The organism is Blastococcus sp. SYSU D00868 (genome assembly GCF_054050575.1).
In genome coordinates this window covers 291,781-315,749 of record NZ_JBJGZO010000001.1, presented here as the reverse complement: position 1 = coordinate 315,749, position 23,969 = coordinate 291,781, and the positions used below count along the sequence as shown (strand labels likewise).

The window sequence follows — 23,969 nt, the reverse complement described above, 5'->3', positions numbered from 1 at the left end:
AACGGGAGTCCCTCTCCTGATTCTATGCGCAGATATCCGTGCTGGGGAGGGGTGGCGGCGCACGGGAGAGCGGTACCCCGGGGCCGGTCGGCGGGGAACGGCGTCCTCCCGGACGGCGTTGACCCGGGCGTGCACCGCTGGAACAACGCGCTGAAGACGGCCCTGTTGCTGGGCCTCATGGGCGGGCTCATCCTCGCCGCCGGCGCCCTGATCGGCGGCCGCGGGGGGTTGGCGATCGCCCTGGTGATCGCCCTGGCCGTGAACGGCTTCGCCTACTTCAACTCCGACAGACTGGCGCTGCGCGCGATGCGGGCGTTCCCGGTGACCGAGACCCAGGCCCCGCAGCTCTACGCCATCGTCCGGGACCTGGCCACCGAGGCCCGCCAGCCGATGCCGCGGCTGTACGTCAGCCCCACCGACCAGCCCAACGCCTTCGCCACCGGGCGCAACCCGCGCAACGCGGCGGTCTGCTGCACCCAGGGGATCCTCGAGCTGCTGGACCGGCGGGAGCTGCGCGGGGTGCTCGCGCACGAGCTGTCGCACGTCTACAACCGCGACATCCTGATCAGCTCCGTCGCCGGCGCGATGGCCACCGTGATCACCTACCTGGCGCACATGGCGATGTTCGCCTCGCTGTTCGGCGGCCGGTCCGAGGACGACCGCGGCGGCGGCAACGCCCTCGGCGCGCTGCTGCTCGTGTTCCTCGGCCCGCTGGCCGCCGGGCTCGTGCAGATGGCCGTCAGCCGCAGCCGGGAGTACCAGGCCGACGCCACCGGCGCCCAGCTCTCCCAGGACCCGCTGGCGCTGGCCTCGGCGCTGCGCAAGATCGAGCGGGGCGCGGGTGCGCGGCCGCTGCCGCAGGACGACCGGCTGGTCACCCAGAGCCACCTGATGATCGCCAACCCGTTCCGCGGCCAGGGTCTCGCCTCCTGGTTCTCCACCCACCCACCGATGCCCGAGCGGATCGCCCGGCTGGAGCAGATGGCCCGGGAGCAGGGCCAGCTCTGACTGCCTACCCTGGCTCGCCGTGCGGACGGCGGACGGTGCGGTGCGGTACGTGGCGGTCGGGGACAGCTTCACCGAGGGGGTCGGGGACGAGCTCGCCGACGGCGCCGTCCGCGGCTGGGCCGACCTGGTCGCCGGTGGGCTCGCCGCGGCCACCGACGGGCCGGTCGGGTACGCCAACCTCGCCGTCCGCGGCCGGCTGCTCGAGCCGATCGTCACCGACCAGGTCCCCGCGGCGCTCGCGCTGGAGCCGGCTCCCACGCTGATGACCTTCAACGGCGGCGGCAACGACATCATGCGGCCCGGCGTCGACGCCGCCCGGCTGGTCGAGCTGACCGAGCAGGCCGTCCGCCGGGTCGTCGGGGCCGGGGTCCGGCTGGTGCTGGTCAGCGGCGCCGACCCCTCCGACCGGTTGCCGTTCGGCCGGACGATGCGCCGCCGCGCCGCCCAACTCACCGACGCGCTGGAGGACGTCGCGGCGCGGCCCGGGGTGACGTTCGTCAACGCCTTCGCCGACACCGAGCTGCACCGTGCGGCCTACTGGTCGCCCGACCGGCTGCACCTGGGCCCGGCCGGCCACCGCCGCGTCGCCTCGCTGGTGCTCGCCGCGCTCGGCCACGACGTCGCCGCCTCCGCCGTCGACCCGGGCCCCGACGCGCCGCGCCGGGTGCTGGTCGAGGCCCGGTACTACCGCGAGCACGTGCTGCCGTGGGTGGGGCGCCACCTGCGCGGCCGGTCCTCCGGCGACGCCCGCACCGGCAAGCACCTCGGCTGGGTGCCGGTCACGCCGGTGCCCGCCGACGCCGCGCCGCTGGCCTGAGCCCCGGGTCACCCCAGCCGGTCGAGGAGCTCGCGGGGGATCGGCGGCCCGAGCGGCACCACCTCCGGCAGCGGCCCCAGCGCCCACGGCGGCGGCTCGGTCCCCGTCGCGCGCGCGGCCGCCCGGGCCAGGGAGCGCTCGAACCCCGCGGGCGTGCACACGAGCAGGTACCGCGCCGGCTCGTCGCGGCGGTTGGCGAGCGCGTGCGGGACGCCGCGCGGGGCGAAGGCCAGCTGCCCCGCCGTGCGGGTCAGGAGCTCGTCGCCGACCCGGAAGACGAGCTCGCCGCGGAGCAGGTAGAAGGCCTCGTCGAAGTCGTGGCGGTGCAGCGGTGGCCCCGCGCTGAGCGCCGGGACGACGTTCTCGGCGACGGCGACGGCGCCGCCGGAGTCCTCGCTGCGCAGGAGCACGGTGCTCTGGAGGCCGGGCACGGCGGTTCTCCTCTCCTCGATCGTGACGGGCCGGGCGGCGCCGTCACCTCCCTGACGCGCCGCGGCGCGAGGATGTGACGGGTGGGCGCAGACGCGACGCGGGCCGACCGGCTGCTCGCCGAGCAGTTCGAGGCGCACCGCGCGCACCTGCGGGCGGTGGCGCACCGCGTGCTCGGCTCCCCGGACGAGGCGGACGACGCCGTGCAGGAGGCGTGGCTGCGCCTGCAGCGGACGGGGGCCGAGGGCGTCGTCGACCTCGGCGGCTGGCTGACCACCGTCGTCGGCCGGATCTGCCTGGACGTGCTGCGGCGCCGCGGCGCCCGGCGCGAGGAGCGGCTGGGCCCGGGGGCGGCGGACGCGCACGGCGGGCCCGAGCCGGAGGCCGAGGCGGTGCTCACCGACTCCGTCGGCCGGGCGCTCGCCGTCGTCCTGGACGCCCTCACGCCGCCGGAGCGGCTCGCCTTCGTGCTGCACGACCTCTTCGCCGTGCCATTCGAGGAGGTCGCCGGCGTCCTCGACCGCAGCCCGGCCGCCGTCCGGCAGCTGGCCAGCCGCGCCCGGCGGCGGGTGCAGGCCGCGGCACCGGACGGGCGGGCGGACCCGGCCGGCCCGGCCGACCTCCGGCGCCGGCAGGAGGTGGTCCGCGCGTTCCTGGCCGCGGCGCGCGGTGGCGACCTCGCGGGCTTGCTGCGCGTGCTGGACCCGGGCGTCGTGCTCCGCGCCGACGGCGCCATCCCGGCCCTCGGCGGGGTCGACCGGCTGCGCGGCCGCGACGCGGTCGCGCGCGCCTTCCTCGGCGCCGCGCGGGCCGCTCGCGCGGCCCTGGTCGACGGCGCCCCCGGCGCCGTCTTCACCCCGGACGGCCGGGTGCGCGGGGCGCTGGAGTTCGTCGTCACCGGCGGGACGGTCACCGCCGTTGAGGTGGTCTCCGACCCGGCCGTCCTCGAGGCGCTCGACGTGGTGCTGCTCGAGCCCTGAGCGGGCCGCCGGCCCGGGCGCCCCGTCCGCGGGGGCCCGGGCCGCGCCGGCTCAGCGGTAGTTGTCGAACTGCAGGGCGACGTCGAGGTCCGCGCCCCGCAGCAGCTGCTGCACCGCCTGCAGGTCGTCGCGCTTCTTGCCGCTGACCCGCAGCTGGTCGCCCTGGATCTGGGCCTGGACGCCCTTGGGGCCCTCGTCCCGGATCAGCTTGGCGATCTTCTTGGCGACGTCGGACTCGATGCCCTGCTTGATGCGGGCGGAGATCTTGTACGACTTGCCGGAGGACTGCGGGTCGCCGGCGTCCAGGGACTTCAGCGAGATGTTCCGCTTGACCAGCTTCTCCTTGAACACCTCCAGCGCGGCGGTGACGCGCTCCTCGGTGTCGGCGCTGAGGGTGACGCCCTCCTCGCCGGCCCAGGCGATGGTGGCGTTGGTGCCGCGGAAGTCGAACCGCTGGGCGAGCTCCTTGCCCGCCTGGTTGAGCGCGTTGTCGACCTCCTGGCGGTCGACCTTGCTGACGACGTCGAAGGACGAGTCGGCCACGTCCCCTCCTCCCTCCTGCGGCCGGCGACCCGCCGGGAGCACCCGGCGGACGGGCCCGGCCCGTCTTGTACTCTCTTCCCGGTACCACCACGGCGGGTTGCCCGAGTGGCCAATGGGAGCGGACTGTAAATCCGTCGGCTTAGCCTACGAAGGTTCGAATCCTTCACCCGCCACCGGTACGTCAGCGGCCCCCGACCCTCGCGGTCGGGGGCCGCTCGCCGTCCGTGGCCGGCCGCGCCGCTCAGGGGACCGTCGGCGCCCGCGCGCTCGCCACGGCGGAGCGCTCCAGCGGCCGCCCCCCGAGGAACAGCCAGCCGAACGCGATCTCCACGTGCCGCGTGCACCGCACCGTGACCTCGACGCCGTCGGTCTCCGCCGACCAGGAGTCCAGGGCGGTGTCGCCGGCGGCCAGCGAGTCGGCGACGGCAGCCTGCGCACCGGCCCGCGTGAGGGGCAGCGTGCCGCCCCCGAGTCCGGCCGCGTAGACGGCGGCCTCGTCGGCCCGGTTGGCGGCGGCGAGGGCCGCCGCGTCGCAGACCGCCTGCACCGACTGCTGCTCGAGGAACGCGTCCGACGCGGCGACGGCGCCCAGCGCCATGAGCGCCGCGACCAGCCAGCAGACGAGGACCAGCGGCAGCGACGACCCGCGTTCGCCCGCCGACCCTCCAGCCTCCCGCACGCAGCGCAGCGTAGGTCGCCGTCCCCGTCCTGTGGATCCCGCTGGGGAGGGATGTGGACGGCCGCCGGCCACCCGCGGCGCCCCGCGGCGGGGCCTGTGGACGGCGGCCGGGACACAGGGGCACCACCCGTCACGCCAACGGGTGACCGATCCGTGAATATCCGTGACACACCGTGACGACATAACGGCGCGTCACGCCATCGTGATCGACGGTGCTTGCCCCGAACGAGTGACGGGAAGCAATGTCCCGGGTGCGGTCCGTACACCGACTGACGCTCTGCCCCCGCGCCCCGGGTGAAGCCCGCATCGAAGAGAGCCAAGTTCTTCATGCCTGAGGAGGCGTCATGAGCAGCAAGCGTGCGATGGGTTCGGCGTGGGGTCGCGGGTCGGCCTGGGGCCGGGGGTCCGCATGGGGCCGCGGGTCGGCGTGGGGGCGCGGGTCGGCCTGGGGTCGCTGACCGCCACCACATGAGTGCCCGGGGTGGGCGGCCGCCGGCCGCCCACCCCCTTCGGGTTGGATCCGTTCCTGGACCCCCGGAGCGCTGTTAGCCTCGGCGCCGCTCTCTCCCCTCCTCGCGAGCAGGTGCCGGTGACCAGGTTCGAGGCTGCGTGGGCGCGCCTCCCGGCGCCGCTCCCGCCTTCCGTGATCGCGGGTGGCGGCAGCGTGTTCGCGGCGCTGGTCTGCCTGCTCGTCTTCTCCGGCGCGCCCGGCGAGTTCCGCCTGGTGCCCTTCCTCTTCGTCGTCGTGGCCTTCGTCGTGGCCGAGCGGTGCGAGCTGCACATCGAGGTGCGGCAGCAGACGCACCGCTGGCAGGTCAGCGAGTTCGGGCTGGCGATCGCCCTCGTCGAGCTGGGCGGGGTGTGGGTCGCCCTGGCCCGCGCCGCGGCCCTCGCCGTCCTCTACGCGCTCCGGCCGTACTCGCCGGCCAAGGCCGTCTACAACCTGGCGGTCTACGGCGTCGAGGCCGCGGTCGCGGTGGCGCTGCTGCAGCTGCTGCCCTTCACCGAGCTGACCGACCCGGTCTCCTGGCTCTCGCTGGTCGTGGCGGTCGGCGCCGCGGACGTGGCCAGCACGGTCATGGTGGCCGCGGCCATCCGGCTGAGCGGCGGCCCGTCGGCGGCCAGCGTCCGCACCGAGCTGCTGCTGCCGATCGCCGTCGTGGGGCCCTTCGCCGTCTCGGTCGCGGTCGTGACGATGCTGCTGCTGCCGCTCACGGCCTGGGCGGCCCTGCTCATGCTGCCGGTGGTCGCCGCCGTCGTCCTCCTCTTCCGGCGGTTCGCGGCGGTCTCCCACGAGCGGCGGACGGTCGAGCAGGTCTACGACTTCGCCCGGCGGGTGGAGGCGCTCAGCCCCGACGATGCCGGCGTGCGGGAGATGGTCGCGGCGGTGCGCGAGCTGCTCAACGCCGAGCGGGTGGCCCTGTGGCTGCCGCCCTACCTGGAGCAGGAGCCGCGGCTGATCGTCGACGCCGAGGACGGCGCGGCCTGGTACGACGGCCCGGGGGACTCCGAGGACCTCGTGCGCCGGCGCGCGGTCGACCCGCGCTCGTCGGGAGCGGTGCTCATCTCCGCGGCCCGCGCGGACGAGGCGGAGATGGCGGCCCTGGCGCGGCGCGGCGCCGCCGAGGTGCTCGGCGCGCCGATCGTGACCGCGGCGGGGGAGCCCGGCTACCTCGAGGTGTGCGACCGGCGCAGCGACCTCGTCACCTTCGCCGACGGCGAGCGCGCGGCGCTGGACTCGATGCTCACGCACGTCAACGCGGCCATCCGGCAGCAGCAGCTGCTCATCCAGATCCGCTACGACGCCGACCACGACCGGCTCACCGGCCTGCCCAACCGCCAGCGGCTGGTCGCCGAGATCGACCAGCTGCTGGCCGCGGACCCGGCGACCACGCGCGCCGGCCTGATCCTCGCGTCGCTGGACAACCACACCGAGATCGTCGACACCCTCGGCCACGCGGCCAGCGACGAGCTGCTGCTGGTCACCGCGGGGCTGCTGCGCGAGCACGCGCCGCCGTCGGCGGTGCTGGCGCGGATGGAGGGCGAGCAGTTCGCCGTCCTGCTGCCCGGGCTGTCGCTGGCCGCGACCGAGCGGGCGGCGCGCCGGCTGCGCGAGGCCACCTCCACCCGGGCCCGGGTCGCCGGGCTGGACCTGGAGGTCACGCTCACCATCGGCGTCGCCGCCGCGCCGGTGCACGGCGCCGACTCGGGGACGCTCATGCAGCGGGCCGACGTGGCGCTGCTGGCGGGCGCCCCCGGCAAGGGCGTCGCCAGCTACCACCCGGTGCTGGACCAGCAGAGCCTGCGCCGCCTGCAGCTGGGCACCGAGCTGGAGCAGGCGATGGCCGAGGGGCAGATCAGCGTCGTCTTCCAGCCGATCATCGACGCGCGGACGTCGGACATCGTCTCGGTGGAGACCCTGGTCCGGTGGGCCCACCCCCGCTACGGCGCCGTCGCCCCGGACGAGTTCATCCACCTCGCCGAGCAGATCGGCCGGATCGGCCCGCTGACCGACCACGTGCTCGACCTCGCCCTGGCCCGCTGCCGCCGGTGGCTGGACCAGGACATCTCGCTGTCGGTCGCGGTCAACCTCTCCGCCCGCTGCCTCACCGAGCCCGACCTCGTCGAGCGCGTCGCCCGCGCGCTGCGCCGGCACGGCGTGCCCGGCGAGCTGCTCACCCTGGAGCTCACCGAGGGCAGCGTGGTCGACGACTCGGTGCGCAGCAGCACCGTCCTGGCCGACCTGCACGCGCTGGGCCTGCGGCTGTCGATGGACGACTTCGGCACCGGCTACTCGTCGCTGTCCCAGCTGCGGCAGCTGCCGATCGACGAGGTCAAGATCGACAAGTCCTTCGTGCTGAGCATGTCGACCAGCCAGGGGGAGTCCTTCATCGCCCGGTCGATCATCGAGCTGGCGCACAACCTCGGGCTGCGGGTGGTCGCCGAGGGCGTCGAGGACGAGCTCACCCGCAACGCGCTGGCCGAGATGGGCTGCGACAAGCTGCAGGGCTTCCTGGTGAGCCGGCCGCTGCCCGACGACCGGCTGGAGAGCTGGCTGCTGGCCCGGGCGGGTGTGCGCTCGGCCGCCCCGGGCGCCACCCACCGGCGGCTGTTCGTCCGCGCCTGACGCGCCGGACCCGCCGGTGCCCCCCGCCGACAGGGCCCCCGCGGCGTCGGGTACAGTTCTCGCTGGCTCCGGCCACCGCCCCTTTAGCTCAGTCGGCAGAGCGTCTCCATGGTAAGGAGAAGGTCTACGGTTCGATTCCGTAAAGGGGCTCGCAGCAAGACCAGGACCGCATGGTCCTCCCGGCGGTGTAGCTCAGCCTGGTAGAGCAAGCGGCTCATAATCGCTGTGTCACCGGTTCAAGTCCGGTCACCGCTACTCCTGACGGACCCCACCCCGGGGTCCGTCGTCGTGTGGGCACCCCCGCCCGCACCCGGGCCCACCGGCCCGCCCGACAAGGCTGGGAGAGCACCCCATGGCAGCCACCGACGTCCGTCCGAAGATCACCCTGGCCTGCCAGGAGTGCAAGAACCGGAACTACATCACCCGCAAGAACCGGCGCAACGACCCCGACCGGCTCGAGCTGAAGAAGTACTGCCCGCACGACCGCAAGCACACCGTGCACCGCGAGACCCGCTGACGCGGTAGCTCGAGCACTGCCGGGAGGGCGGGGAGCATGGCGCTGGACGCAGGACTGGTCGGGCGCAGCTACCCGCCCTCCGCCGTGTACGAGGTCGGGCGGGTGAAGATCGCCGAGTTCGCCGCCGCGCTCGGCTCGGCCGACCCGGTGCACACCGACGTGGACGCCGCCCGGGCCGCGGGCCACCCCGACGTGATCGCCCCGCCGACCTTCGCCATCGCGCTCACCCTCTCCGCCGCCGGCGTGGTCGTCGAGGACCCCGACGTGGCCCTGGACTACAGCCGGGTCGTGCACGGCGAGCAACGCTTCGTGCACCACCGGCCCATCCGCGCCGGGGACCGGCTGGTCGCCACCCCGACCATCGAGGCCGTGCGCAGCGTCGCCGGCAACGACCTGCTGACCACGCGGGTCGACGTCGCCACCGAGGAGGGCGAGCCGGTCTGCTCGGCCACCTCGATGCTGGTCGCCCGGGGCACCGCGTGACCGCCCGCGTCCGCGCGGCCGACGTCGCCGTCGGCACCGAGCTGCCCGAGCGCGTGTACCCGGTCACCCGCGCCGACCTGGTCCGCTACGCCGGCGCCTCCGGCGACCTCAACCCCATCCACTGGAGCGACCGGGTGGCCATGGCGGTCGGCCTGCCCGGCGTCATCGCCCACGGGATGCTCACGATGGGGCTGGCCGGCCGGGCGGTCTCGGACTGGGCGGGGGACCCGGGCGCCCTCGTGGAGTACCAGGTGCGGTTCGGCCGGCCGGTGGTGGTCCCCGACGACGACACCGGTGCCGAGGTCACCGTGCGGGGCCGGGTCGCCGCCGTGCTGGACGAGCAGCGGGTCCGCGTCGACCTCACCGTCACCAGCGGCGGGGAGAAGGTCCTGTCGCTGGCCCGGGCCGTCGTCCGCCTCGGCTGAGGGTCGCGGACGGGCCTCCGGCAGCGGGGTGTTCGCCCGGCCCCTCCCCGGTCCCGTACACTTGGTGTCCTGGGGTGATCGACCCCGCCACCGGCGTGCCCCGGGATCCCCTCGGGGGCCCGGTACCCGTCCGGGGCGAGGCGCTCCCCGGGCCCAGCTCAGGGCAGCCGTCCCGGGCACTAGGGGTGTAGCTCAATTGGCAGAGCAGCGGTCTCCAAAACCGCAGGCTGCAGGTTCAAGTCCTGTCACCCCTGCCCGTGCCGCCGGCGACGTCGCCGGCGATCAGCACACATGACCAGCACCACCGCACGACACCGGCCGCGGCCCCGCGGCCCGGGCTCCGATCACGAGGGCAGCGAGGCGCAGTGAGCGACGAGAAGCGCGGACGCGAGGACGACTCCCGCTCCGTCTCCGACGCGACCGACGAGCAGCTCGACCGCGAGGCCCCCGGGGTCGACGACGCCGCCGAGCTGGAGGCCGCCGAGGCCGCCGTCGCCGAGGAGGCCGAGGCCGAGGAGGACAAGGTCGTCCCCCGCTCCGCGCGCCGCCGGGGTGGCCGGATCACCGCGGCCTCCGACGACGAGGACGACGACGAGCCGGTCGCCCGCCGCACCCCCCGCCCGGCGCGCGAGCGGAGCTCGAGCCGTCCCGCCGGCCGCTCCGCCGAGACCCAGGGCACCCGCTCACGGGCCGCGGCCGAGCGCGCGCGAGCGTCGGAGCTGCGCGAGCGGCGCAACCTGCGCCGGTTCCTCCGCGAGGTCGTCGCCGAGCTCCGCAAGGTCATCTGGCCCGGCCGTCGCGAGCTGATCACCTACACGACGGTCGTCATCGTCTTCGTGGCCTTCATCGTCGCGCTGGTGGCGGGCCTGGACCTCCTCTTCGCGCAGGGCGTGCTCGCCGTCTTCGGCTGACCGACCCCCGCCCCGCCGCATCCGAGCCGCAAAGGAAGCAACCCCGTGACCGACCCCCGCGAGCCCTTCGAGGCCGACTCCGCCGTCCCGTCCATCGACCTCGACGACGCCCGTGTCGACGAGTTCGGCAGCGTGGACCTGGAGACCGGCGTCGGCGAGACCGGTGCGGCCGAGGGCAGCTCGGACACCGTCGACCAGGACACCGCCACCGAGGTGGCCGACGAGGTGCCCGCCGTCGAGGACGGCGACCCCGACACCCTCGCCTCCGACCCGCTGGCCGCCCCGGCGGTGGACGCCGTCGCGGCCGCCGACGAGGAGACCGACCCGGTCGAGGCGCTGCGGAGCCGGCTGCGCGGCCAGTTCGGCGACTGGTACGTCATCCACTCCTACGCCGGCTACGAGAACAAGGTGAAGACCAACCTCGAGTCGCGCATCCAGTCGCTGGACATGGAGGACTACATCTTCCAGATCGAGGTGCCCACCGAGGAGGTCACCGAGATCAAGAACGGCAAGCGGACGCAGGTCAACCGGAAGAAGCTGCCCGGCTACCTGCTGGTGCGGATGGACCTGAACGACGAGTCGTGGGGCGCGGTGCGCAACACCCCCGGCGTGACCGGCTTCGTCGGCGCCACCTCGCGGCCCTCCCCGCTGTCGATCGACGAGGTCGTCAAGCTGCTCGCCCCGCCGGTCGCGCCGCAGGCCGCCAAGGTCGCCGAGACCGGTGCCCCCGCCGGTGCCGCCGCCGCGGCCCCGACGACGCTGGTCGACTTCGAGATCGGCGAGTCGGTGACCGTCATGGACGGCCCGTTCGCCACCCTCCCGGCCACCATCAACGAGATCAACGCCGAGCAGCAGAAGCTCCAGGTGCTGGTCTCGATCTTCGGGCGCGAGACGCCCGTCGAGCTGTCGTTCACCCAGGTCAGCAAGATCTGACCCGGGTCCCCCGTACCTGACACACCAGAGAAGAAGGAAGCCATGCCCCCCCGGAAGCGGTTGACCGCGGTCATCAAGCTCCAGATCAACGCCGGTGCGGCCACCCCCGCGCCGCCCGTCGGTCCGGCGCTGGGCCAGCACGGCGTCAACATCATGGAGTTCTGCAAGGCGTACAACGCCGCGACGGAGTCGCAGCGCGGCAACGTCATCCCGGTCGAGATCTCGGTCTACGAGGACCGGTCGTTCACCTTCGTCACCAAGACCCCGCCGGCGGCGCGCATGCTGCTCAAGGCGGCCGGTGTCGAGAAGGGCTCGGGCGAGCCGCACAAGACCAAGGTCGCCACGGTCACCCGCGACCAGGTCCGCGAGATCGCGCAGACCAAGATGCAGGACCTCAACGCCAACTCCCTGGACGAGGCCGAGAAGATCATCGCCGGCACCGCCCGGTCGATGGGGATCACCGTCCAGGGCTGATCCCCGCCCGGCCCTCTCCAGGGCTTCGCCCCGAGCGTGCGAGGGGTGGGGAGGAGAGGGTCCTTCATCTGTGGGAGGGCCCGCCAGGCCCGTGGACCACACGAACCCCGCCCGCGGGCGGAGGAGAGGAACCACCATGGCGAAGCACGGCAAGAAGTACCGCGAGGCGGCCGCGAAGGTCGACCGCGAGGCGCTGTACAGCCCGCTGCAGGCGGCGGGGCTGGCGAAGGAGACCTCGCCGACCACCTACGACGCGACCGTCGAGGTGGCCATGCGGCTGGGTGTCGACCCGCGCAAGGCCGACCAGATGGTCCGCGGCACGGTCAACCTGCCCCACGGCACCGGCAAGACCGCCCGCGTCATCGTCTTCGCGACCGGTGACCGCGCGGCCGAGGCCGAGTCGGCCGGCGCCGACGTCGTCGGCTCCGACGACCTGATCGAGCGCATCCAGGGCGGCTTCCTGGACTTCGACGCGGCGATCGCCACGCCGGACCAGATGGCCAAGGTCGGCCGGATCGCCCGCATCCTCGGCCCCCGTGGCCTGATGCCGAACCCGAAGACGGGCACGGTGACCGCCGACGTCGCCAAGGCCGTCAACGACATCAAGGGCGGGAAGATCAACTTCCGCGTCGACAAGCAGGCCAACCTGCACCTGGTCATCGGCAAGACCTCGTTCGACGAGGCCAAGCTGGTGGAGAACTACGCCGCGGCCCTCGACGAGGTGCTGCGCGCCAAGCCGGCCGCCGCCAAGGGCCGGTACCTGAAGAAGGTCACCATCTCCACCACCATGGGCCCCGGCATCCCGGTCGACCCGAACCGCACCCGCAACCTGACGGTGGACGAGCCCACCGCCTGACGCGAGTCGGCCCCCGAGGGCCCCGCAGCGCACCGCGCTGCGGGGCCCTCGCGCGTCCGGGGTCCGGGCCGCCCCGCCGAGATCTGCACACTCGTCGGCATCAGCGGTCGATCGCGACGAGTGTGCAGATCTCGTCGACGCAGGGGGGTGCGGCGGGGGCGGCGCTGAACGCGTGTACCCTTGTCGACGTTCCCCCCACGACCGCTGGTCGTCGCACGTCCGCGTGCGATCGAAGGTCCCGGATCCCCGGGCGGCCCGCGCAGGAGGACGGTTCGATCGCGGGCGCCCGTCGCGCCTGCCCTCGCCCCGTGCGCCTGCGCCGGGGCGTTCCTCGTCTCCGGGCCCCGATCGCCCGAGGTCGCGCACCGGCCGGTGGTCGCCCGTCAGACGAGAGGAGGCCCATGCCCACGCAGGCCAAGGCCGCGGTGATCGACGAGATCACCGAGCGGTTCCAGAAGTCCAGCGCGGCCGTGCTCACCGAGTACCGCGGGCTGACCGTGGCGCAGCTGACCCAGCTGCGTCGTTCCCTCGGTGCGGGCAGCAGCTACGCCGTCGTCAAGAACACCCTGACGAAGCGGGCGGCGGACTCGGTCGGGCACACCGACCTCGGCCCGCTGCTGAACGGCCCGACCGCCATCGCCTTCATCGAGGGCGACGTCGTCGAGGCCGCCAAGGCCATCCGTGACTTCGCGCGCGCCAACCCGCTGCTCGTCGTCAAGGGCGGCGTGGTCGAGGGCCGCACGGTCTCGCCCGCCGAGGTCACCGCCCTCGCCGACGTCGAGCCCCGCGAGGTGCTCCTGGCCAAGCTGGCCGGCGCGATGAAGGGCAACCTGACCAAGGCCGCCGGCCTGTTCCAGGCCCCGTTGTCGCAGGTCGCCCGCCTGGCCGCCGCGCTGCAGGAGAAGAAGGAGTCCACCGAGGACGCCGCCGCTCCGGCCGCCGACACCGCTGCTGCCGACACCACCACCGACACCGCTGACGCCGCCGACGCCGCGGCCAGCACCGACTGACCCCCAGAAGGAGAGATCATGGCCAAGCTGTCCACCACGGAGCTGCTCGACGCGTTCAAGGAGATGACGCTGCTCGAGCTGTCCGACTTCGTGAAGCAGTTCGAGGAGACCTTCGAGGTCACCGCTGCTGCCCCGGTCGCCGTCGCGGCCGCCCCGGCCGCCGGCGGTGCCGGCGACGGTGGCGCCCCCGCCGCCGAGGAGCAGGACGAGTTCGACGTCATCCTCGAGAGCGCCGGCGACAAGAAGATCCAGGTCATCAAGGAGGTGCGCGGCCTGACCTCGCTCGGCCTCAAGGAGGCCAAGGACCTGGTCGACGGCGCGCCGAAGCCGGTCCTGGAGAAGGTCGCCAAGGACGCCGCCGAGAAGGCCAAGGCCGCCCTCGAGGGCGCCGGCGCCACCGTCACCGTCAAGTGACCCCCGCCCGGCGGCGGTCCGCCGCCGGGTAGCGCCACCGCGCCACCGCACCACCGCACCACCGCAGAGGCCGTCCTCCCCCCGGGGAGGGCGGCCTCTGCGCGTCCCGGGAGACCCGCGTCACGCGCTCGGCGTGAGCCACGTAACCTCTCGCCCGGCCGCTCGTTACTCGCTGGTAGGTCCGGGATGTTGGGCGTCTGACGTGCGGAGCGTCACCCCAGGCCCCACAATCTCGGAGCCCGGTGATCTTGACCGGGTGCCGGCAGCGCAGCTGGGAGAGGGAGGTCGCGTGGGCGTCGAGGTCCGGGTCGAGGGGCTGACGAAGTCGTTCGGCAGCCAGAACATCTGGAGCGACGTCACGCTCACCCTGCCCCCCGGCGAGATCTCGGTGCTCCTGGGCCCCTCGGGCACCGGCAAGTCGGTCTTCCTCAAGTCGCTCGTCGGGCTGCTCAAGCCCGAGCGCGGGTCGATCGTCATCACCGACACTGACATCGTCCGGTGCAGCGAGCACAAGCTCTACGAGGTGCGGAAGCTGTTCGGCGTCCTCTTCCAGGACGGCGCCCTGTTCGGCTCGATGAACCTGTTCGACAACATCGCCTTCCCGCTGCGCGAGCACACGCGCAAGAGCGAGAGCGACATCCGCCGCATCGTCCTCGAGAAGATGGACATGGTCGGCCTGCAGGGGGCCGAGGGGAAGCTGCCGGGGGAGATCTCCGGCGGCATGCGCAAGCGCGCCGGGCTCGCCCGGGCCCTGGTCCTCGACCCCGAGATCATCCTGTTCGACGAGCCGGACTCCGGGCTGGACCCGGTCCGCGTCGCCTATCTCAACCAGCTGATCGTCGACCTCAACGCGCAGATCGACGCCACCTTCCTCATCGTCACCCACGACATCGGGACGGCGCGGACCGTGCCGGACAACCTCGGCCTCCTCTTCCGCCGGCACCTGGCCATGTTCGGCCCGCGCGAGCAGCTGCTCACCAGCCAGGAGCCGGTGGTCCGGCAGTTCCTCAACGGCCGGCGCGAGGGCCCGATCGGGATGAGCGAGGAGAAGGACGTCGCCCAGGTCGAGGCCGAGATGGCCGCCCTGGAGGCGCGCGGCGGCGACCAGCACAACGGCGTCGGCCCCAAGGGCGCCACCGGCGGGGACGCCGTCCCCCCGCAACTGGACCCCTCCCCGGGGCTGCCCGAGCGGCGCGCGCAGCGGCGCCGGCAGGAGCGCGTCGCGCGGATGCTGCACGAGTTCGACCCGACCACCGCCGAGGCCATCCGTGCCTCCCTGCCCGAGGACCTGCTCGCCCAGGCCGACGCCGGCGTCTTCGCGCCCTCGCCCGGCGCCGACGGCCGCCCCTGGGACCCGCAGGCCTCCCCGGTCGGGGCGCACTCCGCGGCGCTGCCCGGGCCGCGGGGCCGGTCGTGACGGCGGCGGAGAAGCCGAAGGCCCCCGGGCTCCTCGACGGCAAGCTGTCGCCGCTGCGGCCCCTGCGGGCCAGCGGCAACCTGTTCGCCTTCGCCCTCGACGTCGCCCGGTCGCTGCCGCGGCGCCCGTTCCAGTTCCGCGAGTTCGTCCAGCAGACCTGGTTCGTCGCCAGCGTGACGATCCTGCCGACGGCGCTGGTCGCCATCCCCTTCGGCGCCGTCATCGCGCTGCAGCTGGGCTCGCTGACCCGCCAGCTCGGCGCCCAGTCGTTCACCGGCTCGGCGTCGGTGCTCGCCGTCCTCCGCGAGGCCAGCCCGATCGTCACCGCGCTGCTGATCGCCGGCGCCGGCGGCTCGGCGATCTGCGCCGACCTCGGCGCCCGCAAGATCCGCGACGAGATCGACGCGATGGAGGTGCTGGGCATCAGCCCGATCCAGCGCCTGGTCGTGCCCCGCGTGCTCGCCGCGATGCTCGTCGCCACGCTGCTCAACGGGCTGGTCAGCGTCGTCGGCGTGGCCGGCGGCTACTTCTTCAACGTCGTCCTGCAGGGCGGGACGCCGGGGGCCTACCTGGCCTCCTTCGGCGCGCTCGCGCAGGTGGAGGACTTCTGGTCCGGCGAGATCAAGGCGCTGGTCTTCGGGATGATCGCGGGCATCGTCGCCTCCTACAAGGGGCTGCGGGCCGGAGGTGGGCCCAAGGGCGTCGGTGACGCGGTGAACCAGTCGGTGGTCATCACCTTCCTGCTGCTGTTCGCGGTCAACTTCGTCATGACGGCCGTGTACTTCCAGCTCGTGCCGCCGAAGGGGCAGTGACGATGGCGCTGCTCAACCCCGTCGACCGCCTCCGGGTGGGGGTCCGCAAGGCCCGCACGCTGTACCGGCGGCCGCTCACCACCCTCGACGACCTCGGCGACCAGCTCGGCTTCTACGGCCGTGCCCTGGCCTGGACCCCGCGCACCCTGCGCCGCTACAAGAAGGAGGTCGCCCGGCTGCTGGCCGAGGTCACCTTCGGCACCGGGGCGCTCGCGGTCATCGGCGGCACCGTCGGCGTCATCGCCTTCCTGTCGTTCTTCACCGGCACCGAGGTGGGGCTGCAGGGCTACGCGGCCCTGGACCAGCTGGGCACCTCCGCCTTCACCGGCTTCCTCTCGGCCTACTTCAACACCCGCGAGATCGCGCCGCTGGTCGCCGGGCTCGCCCTGTCCGCCACGGTCGGCTGCGGCTTCACCGCCCAGATCGGCGCCATGCGGATCAACGAGGAGATCGACGCCCTGGAGGTCATGGGCGTCCCGTCGCTGCCGTTCCTCGTCACCACCCGCATCGTCGCCGGCTTCATCGCGGTGGTCCCGCTGTACGTGATCGGCCTGCTGAGCTCCTACTTCGCCACCCGGACGATCACCACCCAGGCCTACGCCCAGTCCGCGGGCACCTACGACCACTACTTCAACCTGTTCCTGCCGCCGCAGGACGTCCTCTGGTCGTTCGTCAAGGTGCTCGTCTTCGCCGTCGTGATCATCCTCAGTCACTGCTACTACGGCTACCGCGCCGCCGGCGGCCCGGCCGGCGTCGGGCTGGCGGTGGGCCGCGCCGTCCGCTTCTCGATCGTGGCGGTGATGGTCATCGACCTGTTCCTGTCCCTGGCCATCTGGGGCTCGACGACGACCGTCCGGATCGCGGGGTGAGCGGCATGGCACGGGGAGCGGTGGTCCGCCGGCGCCTGCAGGGGCTGGCCTTCCTGGTCGTGCTGGCCCTCCTGCTCGGGCTGACCGTGGCGCTCTACAACAAGGCGTTCGTCGACGTCGCCCGCGTCACGCTGGAGACCGACACCGCGGGCAACCAGCTGCAGGAGGCCTCGGACGTCAAGGTGCGCGGGATGATCGTCGGCGAGGTCCGCGACGTCCGGGCCAGCGCCGAGGGCGCCACCATCGAGCTGGCGATCCGGCCGCAGTACCTCGAGCAGATCCCGGCCGACGTGACCGCCCGGCTGCTGCCCAAGACCCTGTTCGGCGAGCGGTACGTCTCCCTCGTGCTGCCCGAGGACGCCTCGGGGGAGCGGCTGGCCGACGGCGACGTGATCGGGCAGGACCGCACGGAGAACGCCATCGAGCTGCAGCGGGTGATCGACGACCTGCTCCCGCTGCTGCAGGCCGTGGAGCCGCAGGACCTCAGCTACACGCTGGCCGCGGTGGCCGACGCGCTGCGCGGGCGGGGGGAGTCCCTCGGCGAGAACCTGGCCTCGGTCGGCGACTACGTGGAGGAGATCAACACGGTGCTGCCGGACCTGCAGGCCGACATCTCCTCGCTGGCAGACTTCGCCGACACCTACGAGTCGGCCGCCGAGGACCTGCTCGCGGTGCTGGACAACATCTCGGTCACCGCCGACACCCTGGTCGACCAGCGGGAGCAGCTGCGGCGCACCTTCACGGTCGTCGACAGCTCCTCGACGACCGCGGCGGAGTTCCTCGAGCGCAACGAGTCCGACCTCATCTCGCTGGCCGCCACCTCCCGGCCGGTGCTCGGGCTGTTCGCCGAGTACTCGCCGGTCTACCCGTGCCTGCTCAACGGGCTCGCCCGGTTCAACCCGATGATCACCGAGGCGTTCGGCGGGGACGGCGACCCCGCGCTGAACCTGAACATCGTGGTGGCCCTGCCGCCGCGCAACCCCTACCAGCCCGGCGACCAGCCGGAGTACCTGGACTCCTCCGGCCCGGACTGCCAGGGGCTGGACGACATCGACGCCATCATCGCCGCGGCCGAGCAGGGCGAGTACTACTGCCCGACCCCGCCCGAGGACGGCGTGGACTCCGTCGACAACCCCTACTCGGGCAACCCGAACTGCCTCGGCGGCCGCGGCCCCGACGACGTCCCGGACGGCGCCGGCGACCCCAACCCCGGCGGGACGGCGGGGGACACGGTGCCCGACCAGATGTCCGGCTCCACCGCGGAACTGGACTTCGTCCGCAGCCTGCTCGGCTACCAGACCGGCACCGACCCCGACGACGTGACCGACCTGGCCGCCTCGGCCCTGGCGCCGCTGCTGCGGGGGAACCAGGTGCTGGTGCCGTGAAGTCACTCGCCGGGCCGCTCACCAAGCTGGCCGTCTTCGCGCTGGTCACCATCCTGGCCAGCTACGTGCTCGTCGCCACGATCACCAACGCCGGCTACGGCGAGCAGGTGGCCTACCGGGCCCAGTTCACCGACGTCGCCGGGCTGGTCGAGGGCGACGAGGTGCGCATCGCCGGCGTCCGCGTCGGCCAGGTCACCGGCATCGGGCTGGCCGAGGGCCGGGAGACGCCGGTCGCCGAGGTGGAGCTGGAGGTCGACGCCGACATCCCGCTGCCCTCGGGCGTGCAGGCCACCATCCGGTACCGCAACCTCGTCGGCCAGCGGTACGTCGCGCTGACCGAGGGCGAGGGTTCCGCCGGGGGCCGGCTGGACGAGGGCGACACCATCCCGCTGGCGCAGACCCGCCCGGCGCTGGACCTGACCACGCTCTTCGGCGGCTTCCAGCCGCTGTTCCAGGCGCTGTCGCCGACCGACGTCAACCGGCTGTCCTACGAGATCATCCAGGTCTTCCAGGGCGAGGCCGGCACGGTCGAGAGCCTGCTCGGCCACGTCGCCTCGCTGTCGAGCTCGCTGGCCGACCGGGACGCGGTCATCGGCAGCCTCATCGACAACCTGACGACGGTGATGGGCACCGTGGCCGCGCGCGACGAGCAGCTGTCCTCGCTCGTGGTCAGCCTGCAGCAGTTCGTCACCGGCCTGTCCGAGGACCGCGACGCGATCTTCGACTCGCTGCAGACCATCGACACGCTCGCCGTCGCCACGACCGACCTGCTCGAGCAGGCGCGCCCGCCGCTGGCGGCCGACATCGAGGCGCTCGGCGACCTGGCCGGCAACCTCGCCGACACGGGGGACATCGTGGAGGACTTCCTGCAGCTCGCCCCGACCAAGATCGACCTGATCACCCGCACCGCGGTGAACGGCAGCTGGTTCAACTTCTACCTGTGCGGGGCGTCGGGCTCGGTCGTCCTGCCCGGGGAGACGGAGCCGTCGGAGATCCCCGCCGGCGGGTTCTCCAGCGGATCGGAGGGCTGCTGATGGCCCGCCACCCGAAGCCCTTCCGCGACCGCAACCCCGTCGTCATCGGGGCGGTCAGCCTCGGCGTGATCGCGGCGCTGGTGCTGCTGGCGTTCAACGCGCAGTCGCTGCCGTTCATCGGCGGGGGCACCGTGTACTCCGCGCAGTTCTCCGAGGCGGCCGGCCTCAAGCCCGACGACCCGGTCCGCATCGCCGGCGTGAAGGTCGGCCAGGTGGAGGAGCTGCGGCTGGAGGACGGCGCGGTCACCGTCGAGTTCCGGGTCGAGGACGCCTTCGTCGGCGACCGGTCGCAGGCGGCGATCCGCATCGAGACGGTGCTCGGCGCGAAGTACCTGGCGCTCGTGCCGCGGGGGAGCGAGGAGCTCGACCCCGACGACCGGATCCCGCTGGAGCGGACCGCCTCGCCCTACGACGTCGTCGAGGCGTTCGCCGACCTGTCCAGCACGGTGGAGCAGATCGACACCCAGCAGCTGGCCACGTCGTTCGAGGTGCTGGCCGACACCTTCGCCGAGACGCCGGACGAGGTGCGCACCTCGCTGCAGGGCCTGGCCCGGCTGTCGGACACCATCGCCTCCCGCGACGCCGAGCTCGAGCGCCTGCTGTCGGCCACCCGCGACGTCACCGACGTCCTCGCCGACCGCAACGGCGAGTTCACCCGGCTGATCATCGATTCCAACACGCTGCTGCAGGAGGTGCAGGAGCGCCGGCAGCTGATCGACGCCATCCTCACCAACACGCAGCTGCTGTCCGACCAGCTGACCGGCCTCGTCGCCGACAACCGCGAGGCGCTGACCCCCGCGCTGCAGCAGCTGGCCACGGTCACCGACATCCTGTCCCGCAACCGCACCGCGCTCGGGGAGACCGTGCAGAACCTCGCGCCGTTCGTCCGGGTCTTCACCAACACGCTCGGCAGCGGGCGCTGGTTCGACAGCTTCGTGGAGAACCTGCTGCCCGGCTCCGTCGCCTCGGTGGTCTGCGGCGGCACCGAGCAGGTCCCCGGTGGCCTCATCACCTGCGACGGTGGCGCATGAGCGGGTCGCTGCAGCGCGGGGTGGCGCTGGCCGCGGCGCTGGTGCTGGTCGGCGCGATCGGCTGGACGGTCCTGCGGCCGGCCGACCAGTACCGGGTCACCGCGTACTTCACCCAGGCGGTCGGCATCTACGAGGGCGGCGACGTCCGCGTCCTCGGCATCGACGTCGGCGAGATCACCGGCGTCGTCCCGATGGGCGACCGGGTGCGGGTGGAGATGCTGGTCGACGAGGGCTACGACATCCCGGCCGACGCCGACGCCGTCATCCTGGCGCCCTCGCTGGTCTCCGACCGGTACGTGCAGTTCGCCCCCGTCTACAGCGGCGGGCCGACGATGGCCGACGGCGCCGAGCTCGGGCTGGACCGCACCGGCACGCCCGTCGAGCTGGACGCGGTCTACGGCGCGCTCGACGAGCTCTCGGCGGCCCTCGGCCCCACCGGCGCGAACGCGGACGGCGCGCTGGACGACCTGCTGGAGACCGGCGCGGCGAACCTGGACGGCAACGGCGAGGCGCTCAACCGCACGCTCACCGGCTTCTCCCAGGCGGTCGAGACCCTCGCCGAGAACCGGGACGACCTCTTCGGCTCCATCGACTCGCTGCAGACGTTCACCACGGCGCTGGCCACCATCGACGCCCAGGTCGGCCAGTTCAACGACAACATGGCGGCGGTGGCCGACCAGCTGGAGGCCGAGCGCGCGGACCTCGCCGCCGCGGTGCAGCTCCTGTCCTCCGCCCTCGGGGAGATCGCGACCTTCGTGCAGACGAACACCGACCTGCTCACCACGAACGTCGACCGGCTGGCCGACGTCACGCTCACCCTCGTGCAGCAGCGGCAGGCGCTGGCCGAGGTCCTCGACGTGGCCCCGGCGGCGCTGGGCAACATCGCGCACGCCTACAACCCCGACTACGGGACCCTCGACACCCGCGACAACTCGCTCGGGTCGACCAGCCCCGAGGTCGTCGTCTGCCAGCTGCTGGGCGCGGCGGGCCGGCTCAACGTCGCGGGGACCCCGCTGAACACCCTCCCCGACTTCCTGAGCCTGCCGCCGACCGACCAGATCTGCCTGCGGCTGCTGTCCGGCGACCCCGGCAACGACGGCACCCTCGACGACCTCAACGGCAACGGCGTGCCCGACCTCGAGGAGCTGCTCGGCGAGCTGTTCGGCGGCGGCGCCGCCGGCGGCGGGACCGGCACGCCGGGCGCGGCCGGCGGCGGGGTGCTGGGGCTGCCCGTCCTCACCGGGAGCGGGCAGTGAGGGCCGGCGTGCGGCGGGCGTCCGCGCTGGCGGCCGGCGTGCTGCTGCTGTCGGGCTGCGGTTTCCGCGGGGCCTACTCGCTGTCGCTGCCCGGCGGCGCGGACCTCGGCGACGACCCGTACACGGTGCAGATCCAGTTCCTCGACGTCCTGGACCTGGTCCCGCAGGCCGGCGTCCGGGTCGCCGACGTGGCCGTCGGCCGGGTGGAGGACATCGAGCTCTCCGACGACTGGACGGCGCTGGTCACCGTCGAGGTCAACGGCGACGTCGAGCTCCCCGGCAACGCGGTGGCGATGATCCAGCAGTCCTCGCTGCTGGGGGAGAAGTACGTCGAGCTGGCGGCGCCGGGCACCGAGGAGCCGCAGGGGCGGCTGGAGGACGGCTCCCTCATCACGCTGGACCGGACCAACCGCAACGTCGAGGTCGAGGAGCTGCTGGGCGCCCTCTCCCTCGTGCTCAACGGCGGCGGGCTGGCCCAGCTGCAGACCATCAGCCGCGAGCTCGGCGTCGCCCTCGAGGGCCGCGAGGAGGCCATCCGCGACACGCTGGACTCCCTCGACGTGCTGATCGGCGGGCTGGACCAGCAGCGCGAGGAGATCGGCCGGGCGCTGGACAGCGTGAACGCGCTCGCCGAGACGCTGGCCGGGCGGACCGCGACGATCGAGACGGCGCTGGACAGCATCGGCCCGGGCCTGGACGTCGTGAACCAGCAGCGCGACCTGCTGGTCTCGATGCTCGACAGCCTGGCCCGGCTCGGCGAGGTCGGCACCCGGGTCATCAACCAGGCCGGGCAGAACACGGTGGAGGACCTGCGGCTGCTGCAGCCGGTCCTCAGCCAGCTCGCCGCGGCCGGCCCGGACCTGGCCAACTCCCTCGACCTGCTGCTCACGTATCCCTTCCCGGCCAGCTCGGTCGAGGGCTGCCTCACCGGTGACCCGTGCGCGTTCAACCCGCGCTACGACGCCCGCACCGGCGGCTACGGGCTGTTCACCAACATGACGGCGAGCCTGTCGTTCGACCTGCGCGAACTGCTGTGCCGCTACGTCGTCGACCCGGTGACCGGCGGCCTGGAGGTCCTCGACCCGCAGACCCTGGTCGGCACCTCCTGCGGCGTGCCCGGCACGCCGCCGGGCAACCAGGCCGGGGCCGCGTCGACCGGTCAGCCGGCGTCCGGCGGGCAGGCGCCGCCGGCTCCGGACGGCGGGTCCTCCGTGGCCGGGGACCTCCCCGGGATCGTGGGGGGCACGCCGTGATCACCCGCAAGACCAAGCTGCAGCTGATCGCCTTCGCCGCGGTCGCCCTGCTGGGCATCTCCTACGTCGGCTTCAACTACGTGGGCCTGGACCGGCTGCTGCTCGGCACCGGCTACGACGTGGACGCGGACTTCGCCGACTCCGGCGGCATCTTCGTCAACGCCGAGGTGACCTACCGCGGTGTCGCCGTCGGCCGGGTCAGCGACATGCAGCTGACCGAGGACGGCGTCCGGGTCACGCTCACCATCGACCCCGACGCCCCCGACATCCCCGCCGACACCGAGGCCGTCGTCGCCACCCGCAGCGCGGTGGGCGAGCAGTACGTCGACCTGCGTCCCGCCGACGACGACGGCCCCTACCTGGAGGACGGCGCGGTCATCCCGGTCGAGCGGACGGCGATCCCGATCCCGGTCGAGCAGCTGCTGCTCAACGTCGACGAGCTGGTCAACTCGGTCGACCCCGAGGACCTGCGGGTGGTCGTGCAGGAGCTCGGCGACGCCTTCGAGGGCGCCGGCGACGACCTGGCCCGGCTGATCGACAACGGCGACCTGCTGCTGGCCCGCGCCGAGGAGTCGCTGCCGCAGACCCTGGCGCTGATCACCGACGGCCGCACGGTGCTCGACACGCAGGTCGCCAGCCGCTCGGCCATCGAGCAGTGGGCGAGCGACCTGCGGGCCGTCAGCGACACCCTGGTCGACATCGACCCGGACCTGCGCGGGCTGCTGGTGAGCGCCCCGGACGCCGGCGACGCCCTGCAGCAGCTGGTCGACCGCGCCGGGCCGGGCCTGGGCTCGCTGGTGAGCCACCTCGACGTCCTCAACGGGGTGTACATCCCGCGGCTGGGCGGGGTCGAGCAGCTGCTGGTCACCTACCCCGACGTCGTCTCCGGCGGGTTCACCGTCGTGCGCAACGACGGCGGGGTGATGCGCGCGCACTTCGGGTTCGTGCTCAACTCCGACGACCCCCGGGCCTGCACGAGCGGCTACGTCTCGACCGGCGCCGCCGGCAGCCCGGACGACATCCTGCGGATCGACACCGACGCCGTCCGCTGCGACGTCGTCAACGGCGTCGACCCGAACCCGGGCGACGGCGTGGACGAGACCGGCTCGGACCTGCGCGGCGAGCAGAACATCGGCCGCAGCGGCGGCGTCGGCTCGCCCGGCCCGCAGGGGCAGCAGGGCTCCCTGCCCCCGGCCCTGGCGACGATCGACGACGTGCTGACCGGCATCCTGGGGGGCCTGCCGTTCGCCGACACCCTGGGCGCCGTCCCGGGGGCCGGATGACCGCCGCCCGCCCCGCCCCGACC

The 23,969-nt window shown here is 73.5% G+C and carries 25 protein-coding genes and 4 tRNA genes; 26 read left to right on the top strand and 3 right to left on the bottom strand.

Features of this window, described 5'->3' with window-relative positions; translation table 11 throughout:
* Positions 1-129: 129 nt before the first annotated feature.
* Positions 130-1,008 carry a zinc metalloprotease HtpX gene (htpX, locus tag ACI79F_RS01610; protein WP_456546249.1) on the top strand — a complete coding sequence of 293 codons (879 nt, stop codon included), beginning with the start codon at positions 130-132 and terminating at the stop codon, positions 1,006-1,008.
* Positions 1,009-1,027: 19 nt separating this feature from the next.
* Entirely contained in the window at positions 1,028-1,825 is a 798-nt protein-coding gene (locus ACI79F_RS01605) for an SGNH/GDSL hydrolase family protein (RefSeq protein WP_456546248.1), read from the top strand.
* Between the two features lie 8 nt (positions 1,826-1,833).
* Here the strand turns inward: ACI79F_RS01605 and ACI79F_RS01600 are convergent, their stop codons facing one another.
* Positions 1,834-2,256 (bottom strand): cupin domain-containing protein, encoded by a 423-nt coding sequence (locus ACI79F_RS01600; RefSeq protein WP_456546247.1) that lies wholly within the window; start codon positions 2,254-2,256, stop codon positions 1,834-1,836.
* An 81-nt stretch (positions 2,257-2,337) separates the two neighbouring features.
* Between ACI79F_RS01600 and ACI79F_RS01595 the strand changes: the two genes are divergently transcribed.
* Positions 2,338-3,234, top strand: a complete 897-nt coding sequence (locus tag ACI79F_RS01595) for a sigma-70 family RNA polymerase sigma factor (RefSeq protein ID WP_456546246.1) — start codon at positions 2,338-2,340, stop codon at positions 3,232-3,234.
* Between the two features lie 51 nt (positions 3,235-3,285).
* Here ACI79F_RS01595 and ACI79F_RS01590 read toward each other — a convergent pair whose 3' ends face one another.
* Positions 3,286-3,777, bottom strand: coding sequence for a YajQ family cyclic di-GMP-binding protein (locus ACI79F_RS01590; protein WP_456546245.1), 492 nt, complete (start codon positions 3,775-3,777; stop codon positions 3,286-3,288).
* Positions 3,778-3,868: 91 nt separating this feature from the next.
* On the opposite strand from ACI79F_RS01590, the gene ACI79F_RS01585 reads away from it, so the two are divergent.
* A tRNA-Tyr gene (locus ACI79F_RS01585) sits at positions 3,869-3,950 on the top strand.
* A gap of 68 nt (positions 3,951-4,018) precedes the next feature.
* On the opposite strand, the gene ACI79F_RS01580 is transcribed toward ACI79F_RS01585, so the two are convergent.
* Complete coding sequence (locus ACI79F_RS01580; protein ID WP_456546244.1) at positions 4,019-4,456, bottom strand: pilus assembly protein TadG-related protein; 438 nt, start codon at positions 4,454-4,456, stop codon at positions 4,019-4,021.
* 589 nt (positions 4,457-5,045) lie between these two features.
* On the opposite strand from ACI79F_RS01580, the gene ACI79F_RS01575 reads away from it, so the two are divergent.
* From ACI79F_RS01575 to ACI79F_RS01470, 22 genes are all read left to right on the top strand, one after another.
* Positions 5,046-7,583 (top strand): putative bifunctional diguanylate cyclase/phosphodiesterase, encoded by a 2,538-nt coding sequence (locus tag ACI79F_RS01575; RefSeq protein ID WP_456546243.1) that lies wholly within the window; start codon positions 5,046-5,048, stop codon positions 7,581-7,583.
* Between the two features lie 77 nt (positions 7,584-7,660).
* Positions 7,661-7,733: transfer RNA gene (locus ACI79F_RS01570), tRNA-Thr, on the top strand.
* Positions 7,734-7,764: 31 nt separating this feature from the next.
* Positions 7,765-7,838 (top strand) — tRNA-Met (locus tag ACI79F_RS01565).
* Positions 7,839-7,935: 97 nt separating this feature from the next.
* The gene (gene rpmG, locus ACI79F_RS01560; protein WP_091941123.1) at positions 7,936-8,100 is read left to right on the top strand and encodes a 50S ribosomal protein L33; all 165 of its coding nucleotides are present in this window, start codon (positions 7,936-7,938) and stop codon (positions 8,098-8,100) included.
* A 36-nt stretch (positions 8,101-8,136) separates the two neighbouring features.
* On the top strand, positions 8,137-8,583 hold the full coding sequence (locus tag ACI79F_RS01555) for an FAS1-like dehydratase domain-containing protein (RefSeq protein ID WP_456546242.1): 447 nt from the start codon (positions 8,137-8,139) through the stop codon (positions 8,581-8,583).
* Positions 8,580-9,008 carry a MaoC/PaaZ C-terminal domain-containing protein gene (locus ACI79F_RS01550; protein ID WP_456546241.1) on the top strand — a complete coding sequence of 143 codons (429 nt, stop codon included), beginning with the start codon at positions 8,580-8,582 and terminating at the stop codon, positions 9,006-9,008. Before ACI79F_RS01555 ends, ACI79F_RS01550 begins: the two co-directional genes overlap by 4 nt.
* Before the next feature lie 181 nt (positions 9,009-9,189).
* Positions 9,190-9,262 (top strand) — tRNA-Trp (locus ACI79F_RS01545).
* A 111-nt stretch (positions 9,263-9,373) separates the two neighbouring features.
* Positions 9,374-9,919 carry a preprotein translocase subunit SecE gene (gene secE, locus ACI79F_RS01540; protein WP_456546240.1) on the top strand — a complete coding sequence of 182 codons (546 nt, stop codon included), beginning with the start codon at positions 9,374-9,376 and terminating at the stop codon, positions 9,917-9,919.
* 45 nt (positions 9,920-9,964) lie between these two features.
* The gene (nusG, locus tag ACI79F_RS01535) at positions 9,965-10,852 is read left to right on the top strand and encodes a transcription termination/antitermination protein NusG (protein WP_456546239.1); all 888 of its coding nucleotides are present in this window, start codon (positions 9,965-9,967) and stop codon (positions 10,850-10,852) included.
* A gap of 42 nt (positions 10,853-10,894) precedes the next feature.
* Positions 10,895-11,326 carry a 50S ribosomal protein L11 gene (gene rplK, locus ACI79F_RS01530; RefSeq protein WP_091213447.1) on the top strand — a complete coding sequence of 144 codons (432 nt, stop codon included), beginning with the start codon at positions 10,895-10,897 and terminating at the stop codon, positions 11,324-11,326.
* Between the two features lie 136 nt (positions 11,327-11,462).
* On the top strand, positions 11,463-12,182 hold the full coding sequence (gene rplA / locus ACI79F_RS01525) for a 50S ribosomal protein L1 (RefSeq protein WP_456546238.1): 720 nt from the start codon (positions 11,463-11,465) through the stop codon (positions 12,180-12,182).
* A gap of 401 nt (positions 12,183-12,583) precedes the next feature.
* On the top strand, positions 12,584-13,192 hold the full coding sequence (rplJ, locus tag ACI79F_RS01520) for a 50S ribosomal protein L10 (protein WP_456546237.1): 609 nt from the start codon (positions 12,584-12,586) through the stop codon (positions 13,190-13,192).
* An 18-nt stretch (positions 13,193-13,210) separates the two neighbouring features.
* Entirely contained in the window at positions 13,211-13,606 is a 396-nt protein-coding gene (gene rplL / locus ACI79F_RS01515; RefSeq protein ID WP_073421315.1) for a 50S ribosomal protein L7/L12, read from the top strand.
* Positions 13,607-13,895: 289 nt separating this feature from the next.
* On the top strand, positions 13,896-15,023 hold the full coding sequence (locus tag ACI79F_RS01510; RefSeq protein WP_456546236.1) for an ABC transporter ATP-binding protein: 1,128 nt from the start codon (positions 13,896-13,898) through the stop codon (positions 15,021-15,023).
* Entirely contained in the window at positions 15,020-15,835 is an 816-nt protein-coding gene (locus ACI79F_RS01505; RefSeq protein ID WP_456546235.1) for an MlaE family ABC transporter permease, read from the top strand. Before ACI79F_RS01510 ends, ACI79F_RS01505 begins: the two co-directional genes overlap by 4 nt.
* Before the next feature lie 2 nt (positions 15,836-15,837).
* Positions 15,838-16,704, top strand: a complete 867-nt coding sequence (locus ACI79F_RS01500) for an MlaE family ABC transporter permease (RefSeq protein ID WP_456546234.1) — start codon at positions 15,838-15,840, stop codon at positions 16,702-16,704.
* Positions 16,705-16,709: 5 nt separating this feature from the next.
* Complete coding sequence (locus ACI79F_RS01495; protein ID WP_456546233.1) at positions 16,710-18,089, top strand: MCE family protein; 1,380 nt, start codon at positions 16,710-16,712, stop codon at positions 18,087-18,089.
* Entirely contained in the window at positions 18,086-19,123 is a 1,038-nt protein-coding gene (locus tag ACI79F_RS01490) for an MCE family protein (protein WP_456546232.1), read from the top strand. The genes ACI79F_RS01495 and ACI79F_RS01490 overlap by 4 nt, the downstream gene beginning before the upstream one ends.
* Positions 19,123-20,154 (top strand): MCE family protein, encoded by a 1,032-nt coding sequence (locus tag ACI79F_RS01485; RefSeq protein WP_456546231.1) that lies wholly within the window; start codon positions 19,123-19,125, stop codon positions 20,152-20,154. Before ACI79F_RS01490 ends, ACI79F_RS01485 begins: the two co-directional genes overlap by 1 nt.
* Entirely contained in the window at positions 20,151-21,410 is a 1,260-nt protein-coding gene (locus tag ACI79F_RS01480; RefSeq protein WP_456546230.1) for an MCE family protein, read from the top strand. Before ACI79F_RS01485 ends, ACI79F_RS01480 begins: the two co-directional genes overlap by 4 nt.
* Entirely contained in the window at positions 21,407-22,663 is a 1,257-nt protein-coding gene (locus ACI79F_RS01475) for an MCE family protein (protein WP_456546229.1), read from the top strand. Before ACI79F_RS01480 ends, ACI79F_RS01475 begins: the two co-directional genes overlap by 4 nt.
* Positions 22,660-23,946, top strand: coding sequence for an MCE family protein (locus ACI79F_RS01470; RefSeq protein ID WP_456546228.1), 1,287 nt, complete (start codon positions 22,660-22,662; stop codon positions 23,944-23,946). Before ACI79F_RS01475 ends, ACI79F_RS01470 begins: the two co-directional genes overlap by 4 nt.
* Positions 23,947-23,969: the final 23 nt, after the last annotated feature.

Coding starts and splice junctions, on each gene's coding strand:
- rplA (WP_456546238.1), top strand. CDS start 11,463: ATGGCGAAGCACGGCAAGAAGTACCGCGAGGCGGCCGCGAAGGTCGAC.
- ACI79F_RS01495 (WP_456546233.1), top strand. CDS start 16,710: ATGGCACGGGGAGCGGTGGTCCGCCGGCGCCTGCAGGGGCTGGCCTTC.
- ACI79F_RS01555 (WP_456546242.1), top strand. CDS start 8,137: ATGGCGCTGGACGCAGGACTGGTCGGGCGCAGCTACCCGCCCTCCGCC.
- ACI79F_RS01485 (WP_456546231.1), top strand. CDS start 19,123: ATGGCCCGCCACCCGAAGCCCTTCCGCGACCGCAACCCCGTCGTCATC.
- ACI79F_RS01500 (WP_456546234.1), top strand. CDS start 15,838: ATGGCGCTGCTCAACCCCGTCGACCGCCTCCGGGTGGGGGTCCGCAAG.
- ACI79F_RS01480 (WP_456546230.1), top strand. CDS start 20,151: ATGAGCGGGTCGCTGCAGCGCGGGGTGGCGCTGGCCGCGGCGCTGGTG.
- rpmG (WP_091941123.1), top strand. CDS start 7,936: ATGGCAGCCACCGACGTCCGTCCGAAGATCACCCTGGCCTGCCAGGAG.
- rplL (WP_073421315.1), top strand. CDS start 13,211: ATGGCCAAGCTGTCCACCACGGAGCTGCTCGACGCGTTCAAGGAGATG.
- rplJ (WP_456546237.1), top strand. CDS start 12,584: ATGCCCACGCAGGCCAAGGCCGCGGTGATCGACGAGATCACCGAGCGG.
- rplK (WP_091213447.1), top strand. CDS start 10,895: ATGCCCCCCCGGAAGCGGTTGACCGCGGTCATCAAGCTCCAGATCAAC.